This is a genomic window from Streptomyces sp. NPDC048248 (genome assembly GCF_043201875.1).
In the GTDB taxonomy this organism is placed as follows: domain Bacteria; phylum Actinomycetota; class Actinomycetes; order Streptomycetales; family Streptomycetaceae; genus Streptomyces.
In genome coordinates this window covers 218069-239922 of sequence record NZ_JBICZL010000013.1, presented here as the reverse complement: position 1 = coordinate 239922, position 21854 = coordinate 218069, and the positions used below count along the sequence as shown (strand labels likewise).

Below are 21854 nucleotides of genomic sequence, written 5' to 3'. Positions count from 1 at the left end.
AGGCGCACGCGCCACGCGGGAAGCACGCTGTCCGGCGACAGGCAGTGCAGGTGCGAAGGAGGACAGCGCGCGTGAACGAACAGACAGGTGACCGTCGCGGACCCAGCCGCCGGAAGGTCGTCGCCGCCACCACGCTCGCCGGGGTCGCCACCGCCCTCCCGCTCGGCGCGCAGTCCGCCGCGGCCGCACCCCGGGCCGGCCAGGCGGTGCTGCGCTCCGGCGCCCTGGAGGTCCGCGTCGACACCGCCTTCCCCCGGATCGTCTCCTACACCGATCGCGAAAACGGGTCCGTCCTGCACGCCCGGCAGGCACCCGTCACCCAGGTCCTCATCGACGGCACCGCCCGCACCCCCGCCGTCCGCCACCAAGCCGGCGCCGACCGCGCCACCTACGCCCTCACCTTCGACGGCGGCACCGAGATCACCGTGCAGATCGCCGTCGAGGGATGGCAGGTCACCTGGCGCGTCACCCGCATCAAGGACACGGCGGCCCTGCGCGTGGGCACTCTGGAGATCCCCGATCTCGCCCTGCTGAGCGTGCGCAGCGACCAGCCGGGCGCGACGCTGCTGGCCGCCCGCATCGAACTCGACAAGTCCAAGAGCGGTGACACGCTGGTCCAGGTCACCGCCGACACCCCCGCGGAGGCGGCGCCCACCGGATGCGCCTACGCGGTCGTCGCCACCGACGAACTGGCCGCCGCCGTCGAGACCAACACCGTCCAGGACAAGCCCGCCGGCGCCACCACCTGGGAGAACGGCCGGCTGCTGCGGCAGACCGTGCGGGGCGACGGCTGGGTCGAGGCGCAGCTGCGCTGCGGCCAGTGGACGTACCGGGCGGCCGGGCAGTCGCCGGACGCCACCGACCCGCTGCCGTACGCGACGGTGATCGTCACCCGGGACCGCAACGGCGACGGCAGGACCGACTGGCAGGACGCCGCCATCGCCCTGCGCGACATCATGGTGATGCCGCTGGGCGCCGACGAGCAGCATCTGCGCGTCGTGCCGCACATCCCGTTCAACTTCGCCAGCCAGGCCACCAACCCGTTCCTCGCCACCCTCGACAACATCAAGCGGATCGCCCTGGCCACCGACGGGCTGCGGCAGTTCACCCTGCTCAAGGGCTACCAGTCCGAGGGTCACGACTCCGCGCACCCGGACTACGGGGGCAACTACAACAAGCGGGCGGGCGGGCTCGCCGACCTCAACGCGCTGGTGCGGGCCGGCAAGAAGTGGCACAGCGACTTCGCGGTGCACGTGAACGCCACCGAGTCCTACCCGGTCGCGCACGCCTTCTCCGAGACGCTCGTGAACAAGGACGACGAGCAGTGGGACTGGCTCGACCAGTCCTACCGCATCGACGCCAGGCGCGACCTGGTCTCCGGCGACATCGCGCGGCGCTTCGCGCAGCTGCGGAAGGAAACCGACCCGGGGCTCAACACCCTCTACATCGACGTCTTCCGCGAGTCGGGCTGGAACTCCGACCGGCTGCAACGCCACCTGCGCGACCAGGGCTGGCAGGTCACCACCGAGTGGGGGCACGGCCTGGAGCGGTCCTCGCTGTGGTCGCACTGGGCGATGGAGCCCGACTACGGCGGCGACACCTCGCGCGGCATCAACTCCCGGCTGATCCGCTTCGTGCGCAACCACCACAAGGACGTCTTCGCCGACAAGTGGCCCACGCTGCTGGGCGCCGGCCGGATGGGCAACTTCGAGGGCTGGGTCGGCAAGACCGACTGGCACGCCTTCTACAAGATCATCTGGACCGACGCGCTGCCCGCCAAGTACCTCCAGGCCCACCCGATCAAGACCTGGGACGCACACGAGATCACCTTCGAGGGCCCCACCCGGACCGGTGTCAGCGACGCGGACGGCACCCGCAAGATCACCACCGACGGGCGCCTGGTCTACGACGGCGGCACCTACCTGCTCCCGTGGCAGCCGCGCCGCGCCACCGATCCGGACAAGCTCTACCACTACAACCCCGATGGCGGCACGACCAGTTGGGCCCTGCCTCGCGGCTGGTCCGGCACCGCCGCGGTCTACGCCTACCGCCTCACCGACCAAGGGCGCGCCGACGAGACCCGGGTGCCCGTCAACGGCGGAAAGGTCACCCTGACCGCGCGTGCGGGCGCCGCGTACGTCATCCTCCGTGACAAGGCCCCCGCCCAGGAGGACCCTCGCTGGGGCGAGGGCACCGCTCTGCACGACCCCGGCTTCCACTCGGGGACGCTCGCGGGCTGGCAGGTCGGCGGCAGCGGCCCCGCCTCGGTCGAACTCAGCGAAACGGGCGACTACGAGCTGGTCATCGGCGCGGGCGGCGCCGTCACCGTCGGCCAGCAGCTCGCACGGCCCGAGCCGGGCAGCTACGCCGCTTCGGTGCAGGTCGAGGTCGGCGCGAAGGCGGGGGAGCGACGGCGGGCGGGACTTCAGGTGCGCACCGCCGACGGCGTCACCGCGGCCAACTGGACCGAGACCTCCACCGCGGGCAACTACGTCGCCGCCGACCGCAAGTCCGGCACCCGCTTCCAGCGGCTGTTCACCTACTTCACCGTGCCCGAGGGCGGCGGTCCGGTCACTCTCGCCCTCACCGCGGCGGCGGGCGCGGCACGGGTGCGTTTCGACAACGTACGGATCGTTCCCGCGGAGCGCAGCGGCAGGAAAGGCACCCTGGTCCACGAGGACTTCGAGCACGTCCCGCAGGGCTGGGGAGTCTTCGTCAAGGGCGACGCCGGAGGGATCACCGATCCCCGCACCCACATCGCCCAGCGGCACGCGCCGTTCACCCAGCGCGGCTGGAACGGCAAGGCCGTCGACGACGTCATCGACGGCGGGGAATCGCTCAAGTCGCGCGGCGAGAACACCGGGCTCGTCTACCGGACGGTTCCGCACAGCGTGCGCTTCACCGCCGGCCGCCGCTACCGGGTCGGCTTCCGCTACGAGAACGAGAAGGCCGGCCAGTACGCCTGGGTCACCGCCGTCGACGCGCCGGGGACCCGCGAGCTGACCCGCACCCCACTGCCGGTCGCCACCCAACCGACCACGTACACCTACGAGTTCACCGCCCCTGCCGATGGTGAGGCATGGGTGGGGCTGCGCAAGGTGGGGGACGACGGGAAGGCCGAGTTCGTGCTGGACACCTTCGAGGTGCGCGAGCTGTAGTCGCGCGGAAGGGGCGGGCCCGCACGGCCCGCCCCTTCATCTCCCGGCTCCGGCACGTCAGCCCGCGCAGGGATACAGGCCCGGAGACACCGCCCCTTCCCCTGTGAGGCACGGTGCGCTCTCCAGTTCCCACACCAGCAGCTCGTTCTCGCCCTCGCGCAGCACCGGGCCGGGCACGAACAGGGCGCGCTGCGGGCCGACGTGCCAGTACCGGCCCAGATTGAAGCCGTTGATCCAGACGAATCCGCGGGTCCAGCCCGGCAGGGCCAGATCGGCGTCCCCCGGACGGCAGGTCAGCGTCAGAGTGCCCCGGTAGAAACCCGCGGCCGCCGGACCGCCGTCCGCCGGTACGGCACGGAACGGGATCCCGGCCCGCGCACCGGCATCCTCCAGGGCATCCAGCCGCAGCCCGCGCGCCCGGACACCGTGCAGAAACTGCCGCTCGTGCAGCAGCCCGCCGGTGATGCCCTTGGACTCCGCCAGCCGGGGGCCGTAGTTGACGCGCCCCAAGGACTCCACCCACAGCTCCACCGATGCAGGCCCCGCCACCTCTGCGACCAGCGCGTCCTCGTCCTCCAGCACCGGCCCGCGCACTCCGTCGACCGACACGACCGCTCGGTCCCTCAGCCCGCGGACCCGCAGCGGATACGTGCCGCGCGGCCCCGGCACCTCGACGCGGTAGCGCACCACACCCCGGTCCACGCCCAACTCCTCGAACGTGGCAGGGCTCCCGGCCGTCACCTCCGGGCCCCCCAGGCACTCCAGCACGTCCTCGGCCGGCGCCCACTCCGTCACCACCCCGGGCACCGGCGCGTCCAGCGCCCGCACCGGCTCGGGCAGCTCCGGCAGCGGCCCGTCCGCGAACTCGGCCAGCACCTCACGGAACCGCCAGAACTTCTCCGTCGGACGGCCGCGCTCGTCGATCGGCGCCTCGTAGTCGTACGAGGTGACCGTGGGCTCCAACTCCCCGTCGTGCAGCTCACCGGCGCGGTTGGCGCCCGCCCAGCCGCCGAAACTGGTGCCGCCGTGCGCCATGTAGAGGTTGACCGAAGCGCCGCACTCCAGGATCTCCCGCAGTGCCGCCGCCGCGTCCTGCGGAGGGCGCGGGACGTCACGCCGCCCCCAGTGCGCGAACCACCCGCACCAGAACTCCATGCACATCAGCGGCCCGTCCGGCTGATGCCGGCGCAACGTCGCGAACGCCTCCCGGGCGCCGGATCCGAAATTCGCGGTCGCCAGCACTCCGGGCACGGACCCGCCGGTCAGCATGTGGTCCTCGGGGCCGTCCGAGGTGAACAGCGGTACGCGCACTCCGTGGCCGCGGAGCGCCTGCGCGATATGCGCCAGATACTCCGCATCGCTGCCGTACGAGCCGTACTCGTTCTCCACCTGCACCATGATCACCGGCCCGCCGCCGGAGCCTTCGGGCCCCGACGTCTGTGTGCACTGCCGCGCCACGACCTGCGGCAACAGCCGCGCGAACCAGGCGTCCACGGCCCGCAGATACGCCGCGTCCCGGGTCCGCACCCGACGGCCCAGCGGCCCCGTCAGCCACTCCGGCAGCCCGCCGTTCTCCCACTCCGCGCAGATGTAAGGGCCCGGCCGGACGATCGCCCGGAGCCCCGCGGCCTGCGCCGCGTCCAGGAACCGGCCCAACGCCTCCGGGTCCCGGAACTCGCCGGGCCGCGGCTCGTGCAGATTCCACGGCACGTACGTCTCCACGCAGTTCAGACCCAGCGCACGGAGCATCGCCAGCCGGTGGTCCCACTGCGCCTCGTGCACCCGGAAGTAGTGCAGCGCACCGGACAGCAGGCGCAGCGGCCGCCCGTCCAGCATGAAGTCCCGCTCGCCCACCACGAACTGCGCCACGGATTCCCGCCTTGTCTCTCCGCTGTGCTGCCGACTCGCGTGCTGCGCCCGCAGGTCAGGCCCGTCGCACACGCTCACCGGTCACCTTCGCCCTCTGGCGGTGCGGCGGTCCATGGACAAAGATCGGCATTGTTTGGACGGAGCGGCACGAGCGCTGCGGTGGGCCGGGAGGACCGCCATCGCGCGGCCCACGGCGACGGGAGGCCCGGGCGTGTACCACACCTGGATGCGGTACTTCACTCCGAGCCCGGCCCACCACCGGCTCGGTCTTGTCTGCCTGGGCGTCGGGCTCCAGCACGGCGCACTGCCGACCGTCGGGCCGCGCACCCTCGACCACCACGTCGCCATCGTCATCAGCGCGGGCCGCGGCTGGTTCACCGCCCCGGACGGCTCCCGCCTGGCGGTCACCGCTCCCGCGCTGCTGTGGATCCTGCCCGGTGTACCGCACCATTACGGGGCCGACCCCGAGACCGGCTGGGACGAGAGTTTCGTCGACTTCACGGGGCCCGCCGCCGACACCTACACGGAGCTGGGCTACATCGAGCCGGACCGGCCGGTGGTGCCGCTCGCCGACACCGGCCCGGCCCGCGCCGCCGTCGGCCGGATCGCCCGTGCGGCGCGCCGCGGCAACCCGCTGCTGGAGGTGGAGACCTCGGCGGTCGTCCACGAACTCCTCGTCGTGTTGCGGCGGGCACGCGCGGACACGGATGCCGACGGTGACCCGGTGCTCCAGGCGCTGGCGCGGGACGCGTTCCTGCCGCTGTCGGTGGCCGAACACGCGGCCCGGCACGGCATGACGCCCGCGGAGCTGCGGACGGCCGTACGGCGGGGAGCGGGGTGCAGCCCGAAGGACTACCTCCTGGGCATCCGGCTGGGGCGGGCGAAGGAACTGCTGGTGGGCACGGACCTTCCCGTCGCCGCGGTGGCCCGCCGGGTCGGCTACGACGATCCGGCGTACTTCAGCAGACTCTTCACCCGCCGGGTCGGCACCGCACCGGTCCGCTTCCGCGACCGCCAGGTCCGCAGCGTGCCCGGTGGCTGGTCCACTCAGATCCCCGACCCGGACAATCCGCCGCTGGTCAGCGGACACAGCACGTGAGTGCGGCGGGGACGCGACGGCGCCTGTGCGGCGCGACCCCACCGTCCCGCCGGCTTCCGGCCCGCATCGGGCAACGGTCGCCGCAGGACAGCCGGAAGCCCGGCGTCCGATGCGGCGGGCCACCGAGTGACCTGCCGCGCGGCACCGCCGGGCATCCGCTTCAGGGGGAGACCTCCTCCAGTGGCCGGTCGGTGGTCTCCTCGGCGAACACCGCGGCGACCAGGGCGCCGGCCAGGGCGACCGCACCGAGCATGACGAACACCGTGGGCAGGCCGGTGCCGCCCGCGTAGACCGCGCCGACCAGCACCGGACCGAGGATCACGCCGATCCGGTTGAGGGCGCCGCCGACGCTGCAGCCCAGGGCGCGCATCCGCGTCGGGTACAGCTCCGGTGTGTAGAGGTAGAGGCTGATGTTGGACCCGAAGAAGCAGACGGCCGCGAGCGAGGTCCACAGCAGCACCTGGACCGGTGTGCGTGCCCCGAGCACGGCGAGGACGAGCAGGACGGCCGCCGCGCCGCCGAGGAAGAGCGCGAAGATCCGGCGGCGGCCGATCCGGTCGACGGTGAGCGCGGCCAGGAGGCAGCCGAGCAGGCCGGCGACGGATGTGACGGTGGAGTAGAGCAGCGCGTCGGGGAGCGCGAGGCCGAACCGGGTGCCGTAGATGGTCGGGAGCCAGGAGGTGATGCCGTAGTTCACGAAGTAGCCGGTGAACCAGAGGGTGCCGACGACGAGGGTGCGGCGGCGGTAGCGTCCGGTGAACAGGCCGCGCAGGCCGGTGGCGGCGCGCTCGGCCGGTGTCGCCGGTGCGGCGGGCGCCGTGGCCCTCAGGCCGGTGACCAGCGGGTGGTCGGGGTGCTCGGTGGCGTCCGCGCCCGGGGCGGCCCCCACCGGTGGCAGCGGCCGCCCTGTCGCGGTGGCCACCTTGGTCTCGATCAGGGTCATCGTCTCGGTGGCCTCCCGCAGTCGCCCGCGGTCGGCGAGCCAGCGTGGTGATTCGGGCACCGTGCGCCGGACGAGGAGGCAGAGCAGGCCGGGGAGTGCGGCGAGCGCGTACATCCAGCGCCAGCCGAGGACCGGCACGATCCAGGCCGCGCACAGCGCGCCGAGGGTGAGACCGGCGGGGAAGACCAGCTCGTAGAGCAGGACGAAGCGGCCGCGGCCGTGGCTGCGGGTGATCTCGCTGATGAAGGTGGCCGCGACGGGCACCTCACCGCCGATGGCGAGGCCCTGGACGAAGCGCAGCAGCATGAACGGGGTCGGGCCGGGGCTGCCGGCGAGGGCGAGGGAGGCCACGCCGGAGACGCCGATGCACAGGGCGATGACCTTGACCCGGCCGATCCGGTCGGCCATCCGGCCGGAGAAGAGGGCGCCGATCAGCATGCCGATCGACCCGATGGTCAGGACGAGGGTGGACTCCGCGGTCGACAGGCTCCATTCCTGGCGCAGCTCGGGCATCGCATAGGCGATCAGCAGTTGGTCGAAGGCTTCGAAGAAGGTCACCACGCCGATGACGACGCGCACGGTGACGTGCCAGCGGGACAGCGGGAGACGTTCGAACCGGGCGGCGATGTCGGCGCGGGTGGCGTCGGCGTCGCGCTCCGGGGAGGCGTCGAGGCTCATCCGGGATTCCTCCAGACCCGCGCGGACGGCGGGTGAGGGACAAGGGGGAGTGAGAGGGAGAAGGGCGAGGGGGCAGAGAGGGAGAGGGCCGGGGCGGGGCGCGGGCAGTGCGGGGATCTCGCTCGGTGGCGCACCGTCCGTAAGCGCAAAGTTTCTAAGGGCTTAAGTTCTACCGACCTGGGGGGTGTGCGCGTCAAGGGTTTGACCAACCGAACTTTTTCCCGGCTCGGGTCTTGCCAGGAAATAGTTAAGTGCTTAGATTTCTAGCGCTGAAGCAAAGCGGTGGGTTCCGGCCCGCGGGTTCCGCCCCTCGTTCGAGCCCCGTCCCAGCCACCCCACCTCGCCCAAGTCGCCCTCAGGAGGCCGCGGATGACCGTCGAAGAGCCGACGGAGCACCTGGTGCCCGCACCGGAGCGCACCCCGGACGAAGTCCTGGTCGCGGGGGAGTGGCGGCCCGGCGGCGGCGCATCCTTCGACACCGTCGACCCCGCCACCGGACGCACCCTCGCCGTACTGCGCGGCGCCGACGCGGCCGACGTCGACGAGGCCGCGCGCCGCGCCGCGCGAGCCGCCGCCGACCCGGCCTGGCGTCGGCTGCCCGCCCACCGCCGCGCCCGGCTGCTGCACCGCATCGCCGATCTCGTCGAGGCGGCGGCCGCGCGCCTGGCGGACCTCCAGACCGCCGACACCGGCAAGTGCCGCGGCGAGACGCTCGCCCTGGTGCACAGTGCGGCGGCCACCTTCCGCTACACGGCCGCCGCCCTGGAGACCGCCGAGGACGCCCTCACGCCCGCCCGCGGCGACTACGTCACCCTGAGCCTGCACGAGCCGATCGGCGTCATCGGCGCCATCACCCCCTGGAACTCGCCGATCGCCAGTGACGCCCAGAAGTTCGCGCCGGCACTCGCCGCCGGCAACGCCGTACTCCTCAAGCCCGCGGAATGGACCCCGCTGGTGGCCCTCGCGCTCGGCCGGATCGTGCGGCAGGCGCTGACCGAGGCGCGGCTGCCCACCGGGCTGCTGTCCGTCCTGCCCGGGCCGGGCGCGGTCACCGGCGACGCGATCGTGCGGCATCCCGCCGTCGGCAAGATCGCCTTCACCGGCGGCACCCGCACGGGCCGCGCCATCGCGCACACCGCGGCCGACAAGCTCATGCCGGTCTCCCTGGAGCTCGGCGGCAAGTCACCGACCGTCGTCCTGGAGGACGCCGACCTCGAACAGGCCCTGGCAGGCGTGATGTTCGGCATCTTCTCCTCCAGCGGGCAGAGCTGCATCGCCGGCTCCCGGCTGTTCGTCGCCCGCTCCCGCTACGACGCCTTCCTCGGCGAACTCGTCGCCCGTACACAGAAGTTGCGCGTCGGCCCCGGGACCGACCCGGCCACCCAGGTCGCGCCCCTCGTCCACCACCGTCACCGCGACGGCGTCGCCGCCTACGTCGACCGGGCCCGCGCCGACGGCGCCCGCGTGCTCTGCGGCGGCGCACCGCCCGAGGGCGAGCGCTACCGCGACGGCGCCTACTACCTGCCCACCGTCCTGGACGGCCTGCCGCACTCCGCCCCTGCCTGCCAGGAGGAGATCTTCGGCCCGGTCCTGGTCGCGCTGCCCTTCGATGACGAGGACGACCTCGTCGCCCAGGCCAACGACACCGTCTACGGCCTGGCCTGCGGACTGTGGACCCGCAGCGCCGCCACCGCCTGGCGGCTCGCACGCCGCATCGACGCCGGAACGGTCTGGGTCAACACCTACAAGCAGTTCAGCAGCTCCACCCCCTTCGGCGGCATGAAGGACAGCGGCCTCGGCCGCGAGAAGGGCCGCGACGGCCTCCGCGCCTACCAGCGCCAGAAGAGCCTCTACTGGGGCACCGCCGCCGACCCGTTGCCGTGGGCCCTGGGCTGACCCGGCCGGCCCGTACCACCACCCATCCGAAGGAGACCGGAACCGATGCCGCACGAGCCCCTCGCCAGGCTCCGCGCGCTGCGCGCCGTCGAACTGCTCACCCCCGCCCTCACCGAGGCCACCGACTTCTACCGAGAGGTGTGGGGCCTGGAGGTCGTCGCCACCGAACCCGGCACCGCCGGCTGGCTGCGCGGCACCGGCGCCGAGCACCACGTCCTCGGCCTCACCCGCGCCGACCGCACCGGCCTCGGCAAGATCAGCTTCGCCGTCGCCACCCCCGCCGAGATCGACGAGGCCGCCCGCCGCCTGCTCGCCCGCGGCATCACCCCGCTGCACGGCCCCGGCCCGCTCGACCAGATCGGCGGCGGCTACGGGCTGCGCTTCACCGACCCCGAGGGCCGACTGCTGGAGCTCAGCGCCCAGGTGGAGGCCGTCGCCCCGCGCGGGCGGGACGCAGCCGTGCCCGTGGGCGTCACCCACACCGTCCTCAACACCACCGACATCGACGCCGCCGTCGCCTTCTACACCGACGTCCTCGGCCTGCGCGTCTCCGACTGGTCCGAGCACCAGATGGCCTTCCTGCGCTGCAACGCCGACCACCACTGCATCGCCTTCAACCAGGCCGGATGGACCTCGCTCAACCACGTCGCGTACGAGATGACCTCCGTCGACCACTTCATGCGCGGACTGGGCCGGCTGCGCCACCACGGCGTCGTCCCGCAGTGGGGCCCGGGGCGGCACGGCCCCGGGGACAACACCTTCGCCTACTTCACCGACCCCTCCGGGCTGGTCTGCGAATACACCTCCGAGGTCGCCCAGATCGTCGAGGACGCCTGGATCGCCCGGGTCTGGCGGCGCACCCCGGAACTCTCCGACCTGTGGGGCACCGCGGGACCGCCGTCCGCCGAGATCCGCCGGCACATGGCGGGCACCCCCGACCCCGGACCGCTCACCACCGCCCCCGAGGTGACCGCATGACTGCCTCCTCCTCTCCCGCCGCCCCTTCCGACGCACCGGCTCCTTCCGCTCCGCCGGCCCGGCCGGTGTCCGCCGCCCCGGCCCGTGCCATCCGCCGTGTCGGACTCGTCGGCTGGGGCGCCATCGGCCGGGTCGTCGGCCGGTCCCTCGCCGAAGGCGACCTGCCGGGCGCGGAGTTGACGCGCATCGTCGACAACCGGCCGCTGGGTGACGTGCCCGCGCCGCAGTGCGGAGTCGAGGAAGCCCTGGACTCCTGCGACCTCATCGTCGAGGCCGCGGGGCAAGCCGTCATCCGCGAATGGGGGACGCGGGTCCTCGCCTCGGGCGCCGACCTGCTGATCACCTCCACCGGCGCGCTCACCGACCCCGACCTCACCCGCCGCCTCCTGGACGCGGGACCCGGCCGGGTCTACTTCACCGGCGGCGCCGTCGGCGGCCTCGACCTCCTGCAGGCGGTCCGCGCCCTCGGCCCCCTCGACGAGGTGCGCCTGACCACCACCAAGCTTCCCGGCACTCTGGAACAGCCCTGGATGGACGCGGAGTTGCTGCACCGTATGCGCACCGCGACCGGGCCCGTCGAGGTCATGCGGGGCACCGCGCGCGAGGTGCCGGCGAAGTTCCCCCGGTCGACGAACGTCGCCGCGTCCGTGGCGCTCGCCGTCGGCGATCCGGACCGGGTGGCGGTCAGCGTCGTCGCGGACCCGGCGGCCACCCTCACCCGGCATGTCATCGAGGCCCGCGGCGCCATGGGCGACTACCGCTTCGACGTACGCCACCGCCCCGACCCGCACAACCCCGCCACCAGCCAGGTCGTGCCCCATGCCGTGCTGCGCAGTCTGGCCGCGCTCACCGGACGTACGGGGCAGATCCTGTGACGGCCGGGCACCGGGCCGGCGCGGGAGCCGGGAGCGTGGCCGAGCCCGGGGCCACGGCAGCGCCCGGGGCCGCGGCCTCCGCCGCCCGCCCGGCCGACCCCGGCCTCGACGGGCTGCACGTGGAGCAGGCGGGCGACCGCGGCCCCCTGCTGCTCTGCCTGCACGGCATCGGCTCCTCGTCCGCCGCCTTCGCTTCCCAACTCGCCGCCCTGTCCGCCCACATGAGGGTCATCGCCTGGGACGCACCCGGCTACGGCCGCTCCGCGGACCCCGCGGAACCGCCGGGCCTGGACGGCTACGCGGACACCGCCGCCGCCCTCATCCGGCGCCATGGCGGACCCGCCCACGTCCTCGGCGTCTCCTGGGGCGGCGTCATCGCCCTGCGGCTGGCCGCCCGCCACCCCGACCTCGTCGCCGGCCTCATCGTCGCCGACAGCAGCGCGGGCTCCGGCACCGACCCGGACAAGGCCGCCGCGATGCGCAGGCGCGCCGCCGACCTCGCGAGCCAGGGCCCCGAAGCCTTCGCCCGCGCCCGAGCCCCCCGGCTCGTGTCCGACCGGGCACCGCTGGACCTCGTCCACCGGGTCACCGCGACCATGGCCGACGCCGTACGGCTGCCCGGCTACGCCTGGGCCGCTGAGTCGATGGCAGCCACCGACCTGCGCCCGCAACTGCCCACCGTCACCGCGCCGACGCTGGTGCTCTGCGGCGACCTGGACCAGGTCACCGGCGTCGAGGCGAGCCAGCTGATCGCCGGCGCCCTGCCCACCGCCGTGTTCGTCATCGTGGCCGGCGCCGGTCACCTCGCCAACCAGGAGCGTCCCGCGGCCTTCAACGCCTGGGTCCACTCCCACCTGCGGATCACCGCCCGCATCCCCGAATAGCCCCCGTACCCCCGCACGACCCGTACACCCGTCAAGGAGAAGTCCATGCCCCTCACCACCACCGAGTACGACAACGGCGGCGACCTCGCCCGCTACACCGACTCCCTCATCGCCACCAAGGACTCCCGCGAGCCCGACTGGAACACCCTCGCCTTCCAGGCCAAGGCCGGCGACCAGTACCGCAGGGCCCAGATCCGCTACGTCGGCTCCGGCGCCACCGGCAACCACGAGGGCGACAACCGCATCCTGCCCTCCGGCGGCTTCACGTTCTCCAACATGCTGCTGCCGCCCGGCGCCGAGGGCCCCGAGCACACCCACCACGACGTCGAGGAAGCCTTCTTCGTCCTGGAGGGCGAGGTCCGGGTCGGCATCCACCGTGGCGAGGGCGAGGCGGAGTACCGCACGCTCGGCTACCGCGACATGATCGTGGTGCCGGCCGGCGTCGCCCGCAGCCTCAAGAACGAGGGCGACACCGACGCCCTGTTCTGCGTCGTCATCGGCACCCGCAAGCCGCAGGTCCCCACCTACCCCGAGCACTCGCCGATGCACGGCGTCACCCGCGACTGATGGCCGCCGCACCGCCCCGCACCGTCGTCGTCACCGGCGCCGGCCGCGGACTGGGACTTGCCACCGCCCGCCGGGTCGCCTCCGACGGACACCGCGTGGTGATCGCCGAACTCGACCCGGAGCGCGGTGACAGCGCCGCCGCGGGACTGCGCGCCGAGGGCCTCGACGCGCACGCCGTCCCCGTCGACGTCGCCGACCCCGCGTCCGTCGACCGGCTCGCCCGGGAGGTCGCCGCACTCGGCCCGCTGCACGGCCTGGTCAACAACGCGGGGCTGGCCGACGCGGTCGGCGGGAAGCCCTTCCACGAGATCGACGTCGCGGAGTGGGACCGCATCATGGCGGTCAACGCCCGCGGTCCCTGGCTCGTCTCGCGCGCCCTGCTGCCCCAGCTCACCGCCACCGGCAGCGGACGCATCGTCCACCTCGCCTCCGACGCCGCCCTGTACGGCTCCCCGCGCCTCGCGCACTACATCGCCTCCAAGGGAGCGGTCATCGCTCTCACCCGGGCGATGGCCCGGGAGACCGGCGACCTGGGCGTCACCGTCAACGCGGTCGCCCCCGGCCTCACCGAGAGCGAGTCGACGGTCCGCATCCCCGCCGAGCGACACGACCTCTACCGCCTCAACCGCGCCATCAGCCGCCCCCAGACCCCGGACGACCTGGTCGGCGTCATCGCCTTCCTGCTCGGCCCGGAGTCCGGCTACCTCACCGGCCAACTCATCGCCGTCAACGGCGGATTCACCATGCACTGACCCGCCGCTCACCACCCACCACCGCACCACCGTCCGGAGGACACCCATGGACCTCGGCCTGGCCGAACGCACCGTACTCGTCACCGGCGGCAGCTCGGGCGTCGGCCTGGCCACGGTCCGCGCCCTGCTCGCGGAGGGCGCCCGCGTCGCCACCTGCGCCCGCAACCCCGAGACCCTCGCGGCGGCCGCCGCGAAGCTCGGCGCCGGGAGCGACCGGCTGCTCACCGGCTCCTGCGACGTCCGCGACGCCGATGCCACCGCCGCCTTCGTCCGAAGCGCCGCCGACCACTTCGGCGGCCTGGACGGTCTCGTCAACAACGCCGGGCAGTCCCGGATGAAGACGTTCGCCGAGACCACCGCGGAGGACTGGCGCGACGAACTGGAGCTGAAGTTCGCCGGTGTGCTCCACCCGCTGCACGCCGCGCTGCCCTCGCTCCGCGCCTCCTCCGCCCCCGCCGTCGTCAACATCAACGCGGTCCTGGCCAAACAGCCCGAACCGCGCCTGATCACCACCAGCGCCGCCCGCGCCGGCATCCTCAACCTCTCCAAGTCCCTCTCCCGCGAACTCGCCGCCGACGGCATCCGCGTCAACTCCGTCTGCCTCGGCCTGATCGACACCGGCCAGTGGACCCGCCGGCACGCCGACTCCGGCACCGCCGAGCCCTACGACCGGTGGCAGGCCCGCCTCGCCGCCGACCGCGGCGTCGCCCTGGGCCGCCTGGGCCGCGCCGACGAGGTCGCCTACGCCGTGCTGACCCTGCTGGCCCCCCGCGCCTCGTACATCACCGGCACCGCGATCGACGTCTGCGGCGGCGTCGGCCGCTCCGTCGCCTGACCCCCGCCCTCCGGCCCTCCCCCCTCCTTCAGGAGCCCGCTTCCATGCCCCAGCCCAACGGCGGCGATCTGCTCGTCGCCCTCCTGCGCGACCTCGGCGTCGACACCGTCTTCGGCGTCGTCAGCGTGCACAATCTGCCGCTCGTCGAAGCCGTCGACCGCGACCTGCGGTTCGTACCCGTACGCCACGAGGCCACCGCCGTGAACGCCGCGGACGGCCACGGCCGGGCCCGCGGCGGCCTCGGCTGCGCGCTGACCAGCACGGGCACCGGCGCCGGCAACGCCGCCGGCTCGCTGATCGAGTCCCTCAGCACCGGCAGCCGCGTGCTGCACATCACCGGGCAGATCGACAGTGCCCACCTGGGCGCCGGCCGCGGCTTCATCCACGAGACCCGCGACCAGCTCGGCATGCTGCGGGCGGTCAGCTCCCACGCCGCCACCGTCCCCGACGCGGCGAGCGCCGGCGCCGTCCTGCGGGCGGCCGCCGCCCACGCCCTGGGCCCGGCCGGCGGACCCGCCAGCGTCGAATGGCCCATCGACCTCCAGTACGCGGCCCAGGACCCGACCGCACTGCCCGCGGCACCCGCGCCCGCGGAGCCGCCGCTGCCCGCACCGGCCGCCCTGGACGAGGCCGCGCGGCTGCTCGCCGCCGCCCGCCGGCCGCTGCTGTGGGCCGGCGGCGGCGCCACCGCCGCCGGGCCCGAACTCGCCGCACTGCTGGCGGAGGTGAACGCGGGACTGCTCACCAGCAACTCCGGCCGCGGCGCCGTACCCGAGGACCACGACCGGTGCGTCGGCAACTTCGCCACCACCCCGGCAGGCCGCGAACTCCTCGCGGACGCAGACCTGTTGATGAGCGTCGGCACCCACTTCCGCTCCAACGAGACCGCCGACTGGAGCCTGCGGCTGCCCGCCGTCCACGTCCAGATCGACCACGACCCGGCCGCCCTCGGCCGCAGCTACCCCGCGGCACTCACCCTGCACGGCGACGCCGCAACCACCCTCACCGCGCTGCGGCAGCGCCTCGCCGCCGCACCGTCCACCGGCGGGCGGGCCGCCGACGGCGCCTGGACCGCCCGCGTCCGCGACGCCCGCGAGGAGGTCCGTGCCGCCCTGCGCGACCAGATCGGCCCGCAGGCCGCCATCTGCGACGCGATCCGTGCCGCGCTGCCCCGCACCGCCGTCATCGCCCGCGATGTCACGGTCCCCGCCAGCAGCTGGGGCAACCGCCTCCTGGAGATCTACGCCCCGCACACCAACGTCTTCCCGCGCGGCGGCGGCATCGGCCAGGGCCTGGGCATGGGCATCGGCGCCGCCCTCGCCCACCCCGACACCCCCAGTCTCGTCATGGCGGGCGACGGCGGCCTCGCCGTCCACCTCGGCGAACTCCTCACCCTCGCCCAGGAACGCCCCCGGCTGACCCTCGTTGTCTTCAACGACGGCGGCTACGGCGTCCTGCGCAACATGCAGGACCGCTACTTCGACCGCCGCTCCGGCGTCGACCTGGCCACCCCCGACTTCGCCGCCCTCGCCCACGCCACCGGCCTGCCCTACGCCCGGATCGCCGCCCCGGACGACGCCGCCCCGATCCTCACCGCCGCCACCGCGGGAGACGGCCCGACCCTCGTCGAGGTCGACCTCACCGCCCTCGGCCCGATGAAGACCCCCTTCACCCCGCCCGTCGCACTGCCCGCCGCCCGGTAAGGAGGACGACCGTGACCGCACCCGCCCTCGACCTGCTCGTCCACCGCATGACCTGGGAAGCCGACGACGTCCTGGCCATCGAGCTCATCCACCCCGACGGCACACCGCTGCCCGCCTGGGAGCCCGGCGCCCACATCGACGTCCAGGCCGGCGGACACCTGCGCCAGTACTCCCTGTGCGGAGACCCCCAGGACACCGGCCGCTACCGCATCGCCGTCCTGCACACCACCACCTCACGCGGCGGCTCCGCCCATATCCACACCACCCTGCGCCCCGGCACCACCCTCCGGATCCAGGGCCCCCGCAACCACTTCGCCCTCGAACCCGCCGCCCGCTACCTCTTCCTCGCCGGCGGCATCGGCGTCACCCCGCTCCTCGCCATGGCCCGCGCCGCCCGGCGCGCCGGCGTCCCCTGGCGGATGATCCACGGCGGCCGCCGCCGCACCAGCCTCGCCTTCACCACCGAACTGACCGCGCTGGCCGACACCGCGACCGGCGCCGACTACCAACTCCACCCCCAGGACGAACACGGCCACATCGACCTCGACACCGCTCTCGACGACCTCCCCGACAACACCCTCGTCTACTGCTGCGGCCCCGAACCGCTGCTGACCGCCGTCGAGGAACGCTGCGCCGCCCTCGGCCTCGCGCACCGGCTGCGCACCGAGCGGTTCGCCGCGCCCCGGCCCGCCCGGGCCCCGGACGCCGGTGACGACCGGGCCTTCGACGTCGAATGCCGCCGCACCGGCCGCACCGTACGCGTCGAGGAGAACACCAGCATCCTCGACGCCGTCGAAGCCGCCGGCGTCCCCGTGCAGAGCTCCTGCCGCGACGGGATCTGCGGTACCTGCGAGACCCGCGTCCTCGACGGCACCCCCGACCACCGCGACTTCCTGCTCAGCGACACCGAACGCGCAGCCAACACCTCCCTGATGATCTGCGTCTCCCGCAGCGCCGGCGACCGCCTCGTCCTCGACCTGTGACCCGCCCGCGCCGCGCGCACCCAGCCCACCCGCCAGGAGCCCCCATGACCCCGTACCTGGAAATCCACCAGTCCCGCCACCAAGAGCCCACCGCCTACGAGTTCAAGCTCGCCCACACCCTCGAAGAGATCTTCACGCAGGTAGGCCACGGCCTCGCCGACGTCATCGAGGGCCTCAACGCCCGGCAGGTGCACGCCCCCGACGGCGAACCCTGGACCGAGCAGTCCTTCCGCGACGAGATGCACCGACTGGGAGCGTGACCACATGACGACGAACCCCACCACCAACCCCGGCACGGCCACCACCTCAAGCGTCGCCGACCGCATCTACGCCACCGGACTGCGCAACCAGTGGCACCCCGTCGTCCCGTCCCACTTCGTCGCCCCCGGCGGCATGCGCCGGGTCACCGCACTCGGCGAACACTGGCTGCTGTTCCGCCGCGCCGACGGCACCCTGCACATGCTCGCCGACCGCTGCCCGCACCGCGGCGCCCGGCTCTCCCTGGGCCGGCACCTCGGCGACCGGATCTCCTGCTGGTACCACGGCGTGGAGGTCGACGGCACCGGCACCGTCACCTCCGTACCGGGCCTGCCCGGCTGCACCCTCGAAGGCAAACAGCTCGTCCCCAGCCCCCCGGTACGCGAGATCGGCGGCGCGATCCTCGCCTACTTCGGCGACGCACAGCACCCCGAGCCCTGCGAACTGACCCTCCCCGAACCCCTCACCGACCCCGGCACCGACGCCTTCCTGTGCTACGCCGAGTGGAACGTGCCCTGGCGCTACGGCATGGAGAACCTCCTCGACCCCATGCACGGCCAGTTCCTGCACCACGAGTCGCACACCATGGGCGACGGCGACACCACCGCGAAGTTCCGTATCCGCGAGACCGAGCGCGGCTACTTCTTCGAGAAGACCGACCAGCGCGGCGTCAACTTCGACTGGGTCGAACTGTGCCGCACCGGCATCGACTGGGTCGACCTGTCCATCCCCTACCCGCCGTCCGCGGGCCCCGGCGGCCCGTTCGGCATCGTCGGCATGGTCTGCCCCATCGACGCCGAACGCAGCGGCGTCTTCTTCTGGCGCTACCGCCGCGTCACGGGCTGGCAGCGCGACTCCTGGCGCTTCCTCTACCGCACCCTCATCGAGGAACGGCACTGGCACGTCCTCGAACAGGACCGCACCATGCTCGAAGCCCTCCCGCACGACGCCGACCAGGCCGAGAACCTCTACCAGCACGACCTCGGCGTGGTCCGGCTGCGCCGCCTCTACCGCGCCGAGGCCGAACGCCAGGCCGCCGCACTCGCCACCTGACCCCCGCCCCGCCGGCCGGCCGCCCCCGCGCACCGGCCGGCCCGCACCGCCACCCTCAGCCGCCGTCCCGCTCCGCCCGGTCCGCCTCGGTGATCGACCGCTCCAGCTTCGACAACAGCCGTGCCAACTGGCGGCACTCGGCGGGGGAGAGGCCGGCCAGCATCCGCCGCTCGTTCTCCAGATGCTCCGCGAACAACGCGTCGATCTTCGCCAGCCCCTCCTCCGTCAGCCGCGACCGCACCACCCGACGGTCCTGCTCATCGCGCTCCCGCACGATCAGCCCGTCCTTCTCCAACCGGTCGATGCGCAGCGTCACCCCCGCCGACGAGATCAGCCCCGAATCCGCCAACTGCCCCGCCGTACGCCGAAACGGCCTGCCCGCCCGGCGCAGCGCCGTCAGCACGTCGAAGCCCGCCACCGACAGGCCGTGCGCCTCCACCGCCGCGGTCAGCCGCGCGCTGTAGCGCAGATACGTACGGTGCAGCCGCGCCAGCACCTCCAGCGGCGAGGTGTCCAGCTCCGGCCGCTCCCGCCGCCAGTCCTCGATGATCGACGCCACCGCGTCCGACCGTGCCGTCGTCTTCCTCGTCATGTCCCACGCCCTCCCCGGGCTCCGCCGCCGGGCCGCGAGCTCGTACCCGTTCACCACAAAACTTTAGTGCTGAGAAGCCAGGTGCCTAACATTCCCTGCCCGCGCAGCACGCACCACCCTCCCCGAGCCGGTCCCCTCTCCCCAAGTCACCGGCCGTACGGCAGCATGACCCCATGCCCGCACTGCAGCGCGACGAGGCGCAGACCCGAGCCCGGCTCATCGACGTCCACCGCTACGAGGTCGCACTCGACCTCACACAGGGCGAGGACCACTTCGGCTCCCGAACGGTCATTCACTTCACCGCGCGCGACGCCGGCGACACCTTCGTCGACATCCAGCCTGCCGAGCTGCACAGCGCCACCCTCGACGGCCACCCCCTCGACCCCGCCGCCCTCGCCGACAACCGCCTCCCGCTGACCGGCCTCACCCCCGGCGCCCACGAGCTGCGGCTGACCGCCACCATGCGCTACTCCCGCACCGGCGAAGGCATGCACCGCTTCACCGACCCCGCCGACGGCGAGGCCTACGTCTACACCCAGCTGTTCATGGAAGACGTCAAGCGCGTCTTCGCCGCCTTCGACCAGCCCGACCTCAAGGCTGTCTTCGCCCTCACCGTCACCGCGCCCCCCACATGGCACGTCCTCGGCAACGGCATCGCCACCCAGGGCGACCCCGGCCACTGGACCCTCGCCCCCACCCCCCTCATCAGCACCTACCTCGTCGCCGTCGCCGCCGGCCCCTGGCACTCCGTCCGCACCGAACACGCCGGACTGCCCTTCGGCATCCACTGCCGCCGCTCCCTGGCCCCGTACCTCGACGCCGACGCCGACGAAATCCTCGACATCACCCGCCGCTGCTACGACCGCTACCACCAGATCTTCGACGAGCCCTACCCCTTCGACTCCTACGACCAGGCGTTCGTCCCCGAGTTCAACGCCGGCGCCATGGAGAACCCCGGACTCGTCACCTTCCGCGACGAATACGTCTTCCGCTCCGCCGTCACCGACACCGAACGCCAGACCCGCGGCGTGACCATCGCCCACGAAATGGCCCACATGTGGTTCGGCGACCTCGTCACCCTGCAGTGGTGGGACGACATCTGGCTCAACGAGTCCTTCGCCGAGTACATGGGCTACCAGGTCCTGTCCGAGGCAACTCGCCACACCGATGCCTGGACCGACTTCGCCGTCGCCCGCAAGGGCTGGGGCTACGACGCCGACCAGCGCCCCTCCACCCACCCCGTCGCCCCCGCCCCCCAGGATGTCCCCGACACCGCCTCCGCCCTGCTGAACTTTGACGGCATCTCCTACGCCAAGGGCGCCTCCGCACTGCGCCAACTCGTCGCCTGGATGGGCGAGAAGGACTTCCTCGCCGGCATCAACGACCACTTCGCCCGGCACCGCTTCGCCAACGCCGCCCTCGCCGACTTCCTCGACTCCCTCGCCCGCGCCACCGACCGCGACGTCCACGGCTGGGCCGAGCGCTGGCTGCGCACCACCGGCGTCGACACCCTCACCCCCGCCGTCACCGTCGAAGGCGACCGCTGGCGACTGGACGTCCACCACACCGGCAGCCGCCCGCACCGCCTCTCCGTCGGCGTCTACGACCGCGACCTCGCCGGCGCCGGACGCCTGACCCTGCGCGACCGCCACGAACTGGACATCCCCGAGGACGAAGGGCACACCGCGCGGACCTTCCCCACGCCCGCCCCCGACCTCGTCGCCCTCAACGACGGCGACCTGACCTACACCAAGATCCGCTTCGACCCGCGCTCCTGGCAGACCACCGCCCAGTCCCTCTCCCAACTGCCCGACGCCCTCACCCGCGCCGTCGTGTGGAACGCCGCCCGCGACATGGTCCGCGACGGCGACCTCGCGCCCGCCGCCTACCTCCAGGCCGCCCGCGACCACCTCCCCTACGAAACCGACCTGGCCATCGTCCGGGGCGTCCTCGCCTTCGCCCGCGCCCAGCTCACCGACCACTTCCTCCCCACCGCGGACCGGCCCCGCGCCCTCGCGACCCTCACCGCCCTCGGCCGCGACATCCTGCGCCGCACCGAAGGCCCCGCACACGGCCCGCACGCGGGCCTGCGCCTGACCGCCGTCCGCGCCCTCATCGACAGCGCCACCACCCACGCCGCCCTCCAGGACTGGCTCGACGACGGCAGCGTCCCCGGCGGCCCCGCCCTCGACCCCGAACTGCGCTGGCGCATCCTCGGCAGGCTCGCGGTCCTCGGCGCCACCACCCCCGACACCATCGACGCCGAACTCGCCCGCGACCCCAGCGCCACCGGCCGCGAGGGCGCGGCCCACTGCCGCGCCGCCCTGCCCGACCCGGCCGCCAAACAGGCCGCCTGGCAGGCGCTGTTCACCACCGACGAAGAAACCGCCCTGTCCAACTACCTCTTCACCGCCACCGCCACCGGCTTCTGGGCACCCGAACAGCACGACCTGCTCCGCCCCTACGTCGCCCGCTACTTCACCGACGCCCCGGCCCTCGCCCGCCACCGCGGCCCGGCCCTCGCCGCAGCCGCGGGCCGGTACGCCTTCCCCGCCACCTTCGTCGAGGACGACACCCTCCACCTCGGCGAAACCTGCCTCGCCGAGAGCGACCCCACCCCGGCCCTGCGCCGCAAGCTCATCGACCAACTCGACGACCTGCGCCGCGCGTTGCGGGTGCGGGCCGTCGCCGCACACGACCTGCCCGGGGCCGGCTGACCACCACGACGGGA

Annotated in this window: 17 protein-coding genes; 14 read left to right on the top strand and 3 right to left on the bottom strand. The window is 73.5% G+C overall.

The annotated features are described in order from the left end of the window. Nucleotides 1–71: 71 nt before the first annotated feature. Nucleotides 72–3158, top strand: a complete 3087-nt coding sequence (locus ACGFZW_RS28165) for an endo-alpha-N-acetylgalactosaminidase family protein (RefSeq protein WP_393896029.1) — start codon at nt 72–74, stop codon at nt 3156–3158. A 57-nt stretch (nt 3159–3215) separates the two neighbouring features. On the opposite strand, the gene ACGFZW_RS28160 is transcribed toward ACGFZW_RS28165, so the two are convergent. Beyond that, nucleotides 3216–5027 carry a beta-galactosidase gene (locus ACGFZW_RS28160; protein WP_393896028.1) on the bottom strand — a complete coding sequence of 604 codons (1812 nt, stop codon included), beginning with the start codon at nt 5025–5027 and terminating at the stop codon, nt 3216–3218. Between the two features lie 211 nt (nt 5028–5238). On the opposite strand from ACGFZW_RS28160, the gene ACGFZW_RS28155 reads away from it, so the two are divergent. After that, on the top strand, nt 5239–6126 hold the full coding sequence (locus ACGFZW_RS28155; protein WP_393896027.1) for a helix-turn-helix domain-containing protein: 888 nt from the start codon (nt 5239–5241) through the stop codon (nt 6124–6126). A gap of 160 nt (nt 6127–6286) precedes the next feature. Here ACGFZW_RS28155 and ACGFZW_RS28150 read toward each other — a convergent pair whose 3' ends face one another. After that, nucleotides 6287–7747 carry an MFS transporter gene (locus tag ACGFZW_RS28150; protein ID WP_393896026.1) on the bottom strand — a complete coding sequence of 487 codons (1461 nt, stop codon included), beginning with the start codon at nt 7745–7747 and terminating at the stop codon, nt 6287–6289. Between the two features lie 369 nt (nt 7748–8116). Here ACGFZW_RS28150 and ACGFZW_RS28145 point away from each other — a divergent pair, with 369 nt between their 5' ends. The 11 genes from ACGFZW_RS28145 to ACGFZW_RS28095 all read left to right on the top strand — a co-directional run bounded on the left by ACGFZW_RS28145 (nt 8117) and on the right by ACGFZW_RS28095 (nt 18531). Continuing rightward, nucleotides 8117–9643 carry an aldehyde dehydrogenase family protein gene (locus ACGFZW_RS28145; RefSeq protein WP_393896025.1) on the top strand — a complete coding sequence of 509 codons (1527 nt, stop codon included), beginning with the start codon at nt 8117–8119 and terminating at the stop codon, nt 9641–9643. Nucleotides 9644–9688: 45 nt separating this feature from the next. Further along, complete coding sequence (locus ACGFZW_RS28140) at nt 9689–10621, top strand: VOC family protein (protein ID WP_393896024.1); 933 nt, start codon at nt 9689–9691, stop codon at nt 10619–10621. Continuing rightward, nucleotides 10618–11496, top strand: coding sequence for an aspartate dehydrogenase domain-containing protein (locus ACGFZW_RS28135; protein ID WP_393896023.1), 879 nt, complete (start codon nt 10618–10620; stop codon nt 11494–11496). Before ACGFZW_RS28140 ends, ACGFZW_RS28135 begins: the two co-directional genes overlap by 4 nt. 113 nt (nt 11497–11609) lie before the next feature. After that, a complete protein-coding gene (locus ACGFZW_RS28130; RefSeq protein WP_393896047.1) occupies nt 11610–12380 on the top strand; it encodes an alpha/beta fold hydrolase in 771 nt (256 codons plus the stop codon). A gap of 45 nt (nt 12381–12425) precedes the next feature. After that, entirely contained in the window at nt 12426–12947 is a 522-nt protein-coding gene (locus ACGFZW_RS28125; protein WP_393896022.1) for a cupin domain-containing protein, read from the top strand. After that, nucleotides 12947–13699, top strand: a complete 753-nt coding sequence (locus ACGFZW_RS28120; RefSeq protein WP_393896021.1) for a 3-oxoacyl-ACP reductase family protein — start codon at nt 12947–12949, stop codon at nt 13697–13699. Before ACGFZW_RS28125 ends, ACGFZW_RS28120 begins: the two co-directional genes overlap by 1 nt. A 46-nt stretch (nt 13700–13745) precedes the next feature. Next, nucleotides 13746–14534, top strand: coding sequence for an SDR family oxidoreductase (locus ACGFZW_RS28115; RefSeq protein WP_393896020.1), 789 nt, complete (start codon nt 13746–13748; stop codon nt 14532–14534). Nucleotides 14535–14578: 44 nt separating this feature from the next. Next, nucleotides 14579–16237, top strand: coding sequence for a thiamine pyrophosphate-binding protein (locus tag ACGFZW_RS28110; RefSeq protein ID WP_393896019.1), 1659 nt, complete (start codon nt 14579–14581; stop codon nt 16235–16237). A 47-nt stretch (nt 16238–16284) separates the two neighbouring features. Then, complete coding sequence (locus ACGFZW_RS28105) at nt 16285–17220, top strand: PDR/VanB family oxidoreductase (RefSeq protein ID WP_393896046.1); 936 nt, start codon at nt 16285–16287, stop codon at nt 17218–17220. A gap of 44 nt (nt 17221–17264) precedes the next feature. Beyond that, nucleotides 17265–17480 (top strand): recombinase-like helix-turn-helix domain-containing protein, encoded by a 216-nt coding sequence (locus ACGFZW_RS28100; RefSeq protein WP_393896018.1) that lies wholly within the window; start codon nt 17265–17267, stop codon nt 17478–17480. 4 nt (nt 17481–17484) lie between these two features. Continuing rightward, the gene (locus ACGFZW_RS28095) at nt 17485–18531 is read left to right on the top strand and encodes a Rieske 2Fe-2S domain-containing protein (protein ID WP_393896017.1); all 1047 of its coding nucleotides are present in this window, start codon (nt 17485–17487) and stop codon (nt 18529–18531) included. A gap of 55 nt (nt 18532–18586) precedes the next feature. Here ACGFZW_RS28095 and ACGFZW_RS28090 read toward each other — a convergent pair whose 3' ends face one another. Next, nucleotides 18587–19123: a MarR family winged helix-turn-helix transcriptional regulator gene (locus tag ACGFZW_RS28090; RefSeq protein ID WP_393896016.1), complete on the bottom strand. Its 537-nt coding sequence runs from the start codon at nt 19121–19123 to the stop codon at nt 18587–18589. Between the two features lie 173 nt (nt 19124–19296). Between ACGFZW_RS28090 and pepN the strand changes: the two genes are divergently transcribed. Further along, the gene (pepN, locus tag ACGFZW_RS28085; RefSeq protein WP_393896015.1) at nt 19297–21840 is read left to right on the top strand and encodes an aminopeptidase N; all 2544 of its coding nucleotides are present in this window, start codon (nt 19297–19299) and stop codon (nt 21838–21840) included. The last annotated feature ends 14 nt before the right edge of the window (nt 21841–21854 follow it).

Excerpts from the sequence above, each read along its gene's own strand:
- ACGFZW_RS28095 (WP_393896017.1), top strand. The coding sequence starts at position 17,485 with ATGACGACGAACCCCACCACCAACCCCGGCACGGCCACCACCTCAAGC.
- ACGFZW_RS28140 (WP_393896024.1), top strand. The coding sequence starts at position 9,689 with ATGCCGCACGAGCCCCTCGCCAGGCTCCGCGCGCTGCGCGCCGTCGAA.
- ACGFZW_RS28090 (WP_393896016.1), bottom strand. The coding sequence starts at position 19,123 with ATGACGAGGAAGACGACGGCACGGTCGGACGCGGTGGCGTCGATCATC.
- ACGFZW_RS28125 (WP_393896022.1), top strand. The coding sequence starts at position 12,426 with ATGCCCCTCACCACCACCGAGTACGACAACGGCGGCGACCTCGCCCGC.
- ACGFZW_RS28100 (WP_393896018.1), top strand. The coding sequence starts at position 17,265 with ATGACCCCGTACCTGGAAATCCACCAGTCCCGCCACCAAGAGCCCACC.
- ACGFZW_RS28105 (WP_393896046.1), top strand. The coding sequence starts at position 16,285 with ATGACCTGGGAAGCCGACGACGTCCTGGCCATCGAGCTCATCCACCCC.
- ACGFZW_RS28120 (WP_393896021.1), top strand. The coding sequence starts at position 12,947 with ATGGCCGCCGCACCGCCCCGCACCGTCGTCGTCACCGGCGCCGGCCGC.
- ACGFZW_RS28150 (WP_393896026.1), bottom strand. The coding sequence starts at position 7,747 with ATGAGCCTCGACGCCTCCCCGGAGCGCGACGCCGACGCCACCCGCGCC.
- ACGFZW_RS28135 (WP_393896023.1), top strand. The coding sequence starts at position 10,618 with ATGACTGCCTCCTCCTCTCCCGCCGCCCCTTCCGACGCACCGGCTCCT.
- pepN (WP_393896015.1), top strand. The coding sequence starts at position 19,297 with ATGCCCGCACTGCAGCGCGACGAGGCGCAGACCCGAGCCCGGCTCATC.
- ACGFZW_RS28145 (WP_393896025.1), top strand. The coding sequence starts at position 8,117 with ATGACCGTCGAAGAGCCGACGGAGCACCTGGTGCCCGCACCGGAGCGC.
- ACGFZW_RS28110 (WP_393896019.1), top strand. The coding sequence starts at position 14,579 with ATGCCCCAGCCCAACGGCGGCGATCTGCTCGTCGCCCTCCTGCGCGAC.
- ACGFZW_RS28115 (WP_393896020.1), top strand. The coding sequence starts at position 13,746 with ATGGACCTCGGCCTGGCCGAACGCACCGTACTCGTCACCGGCGGCAGC.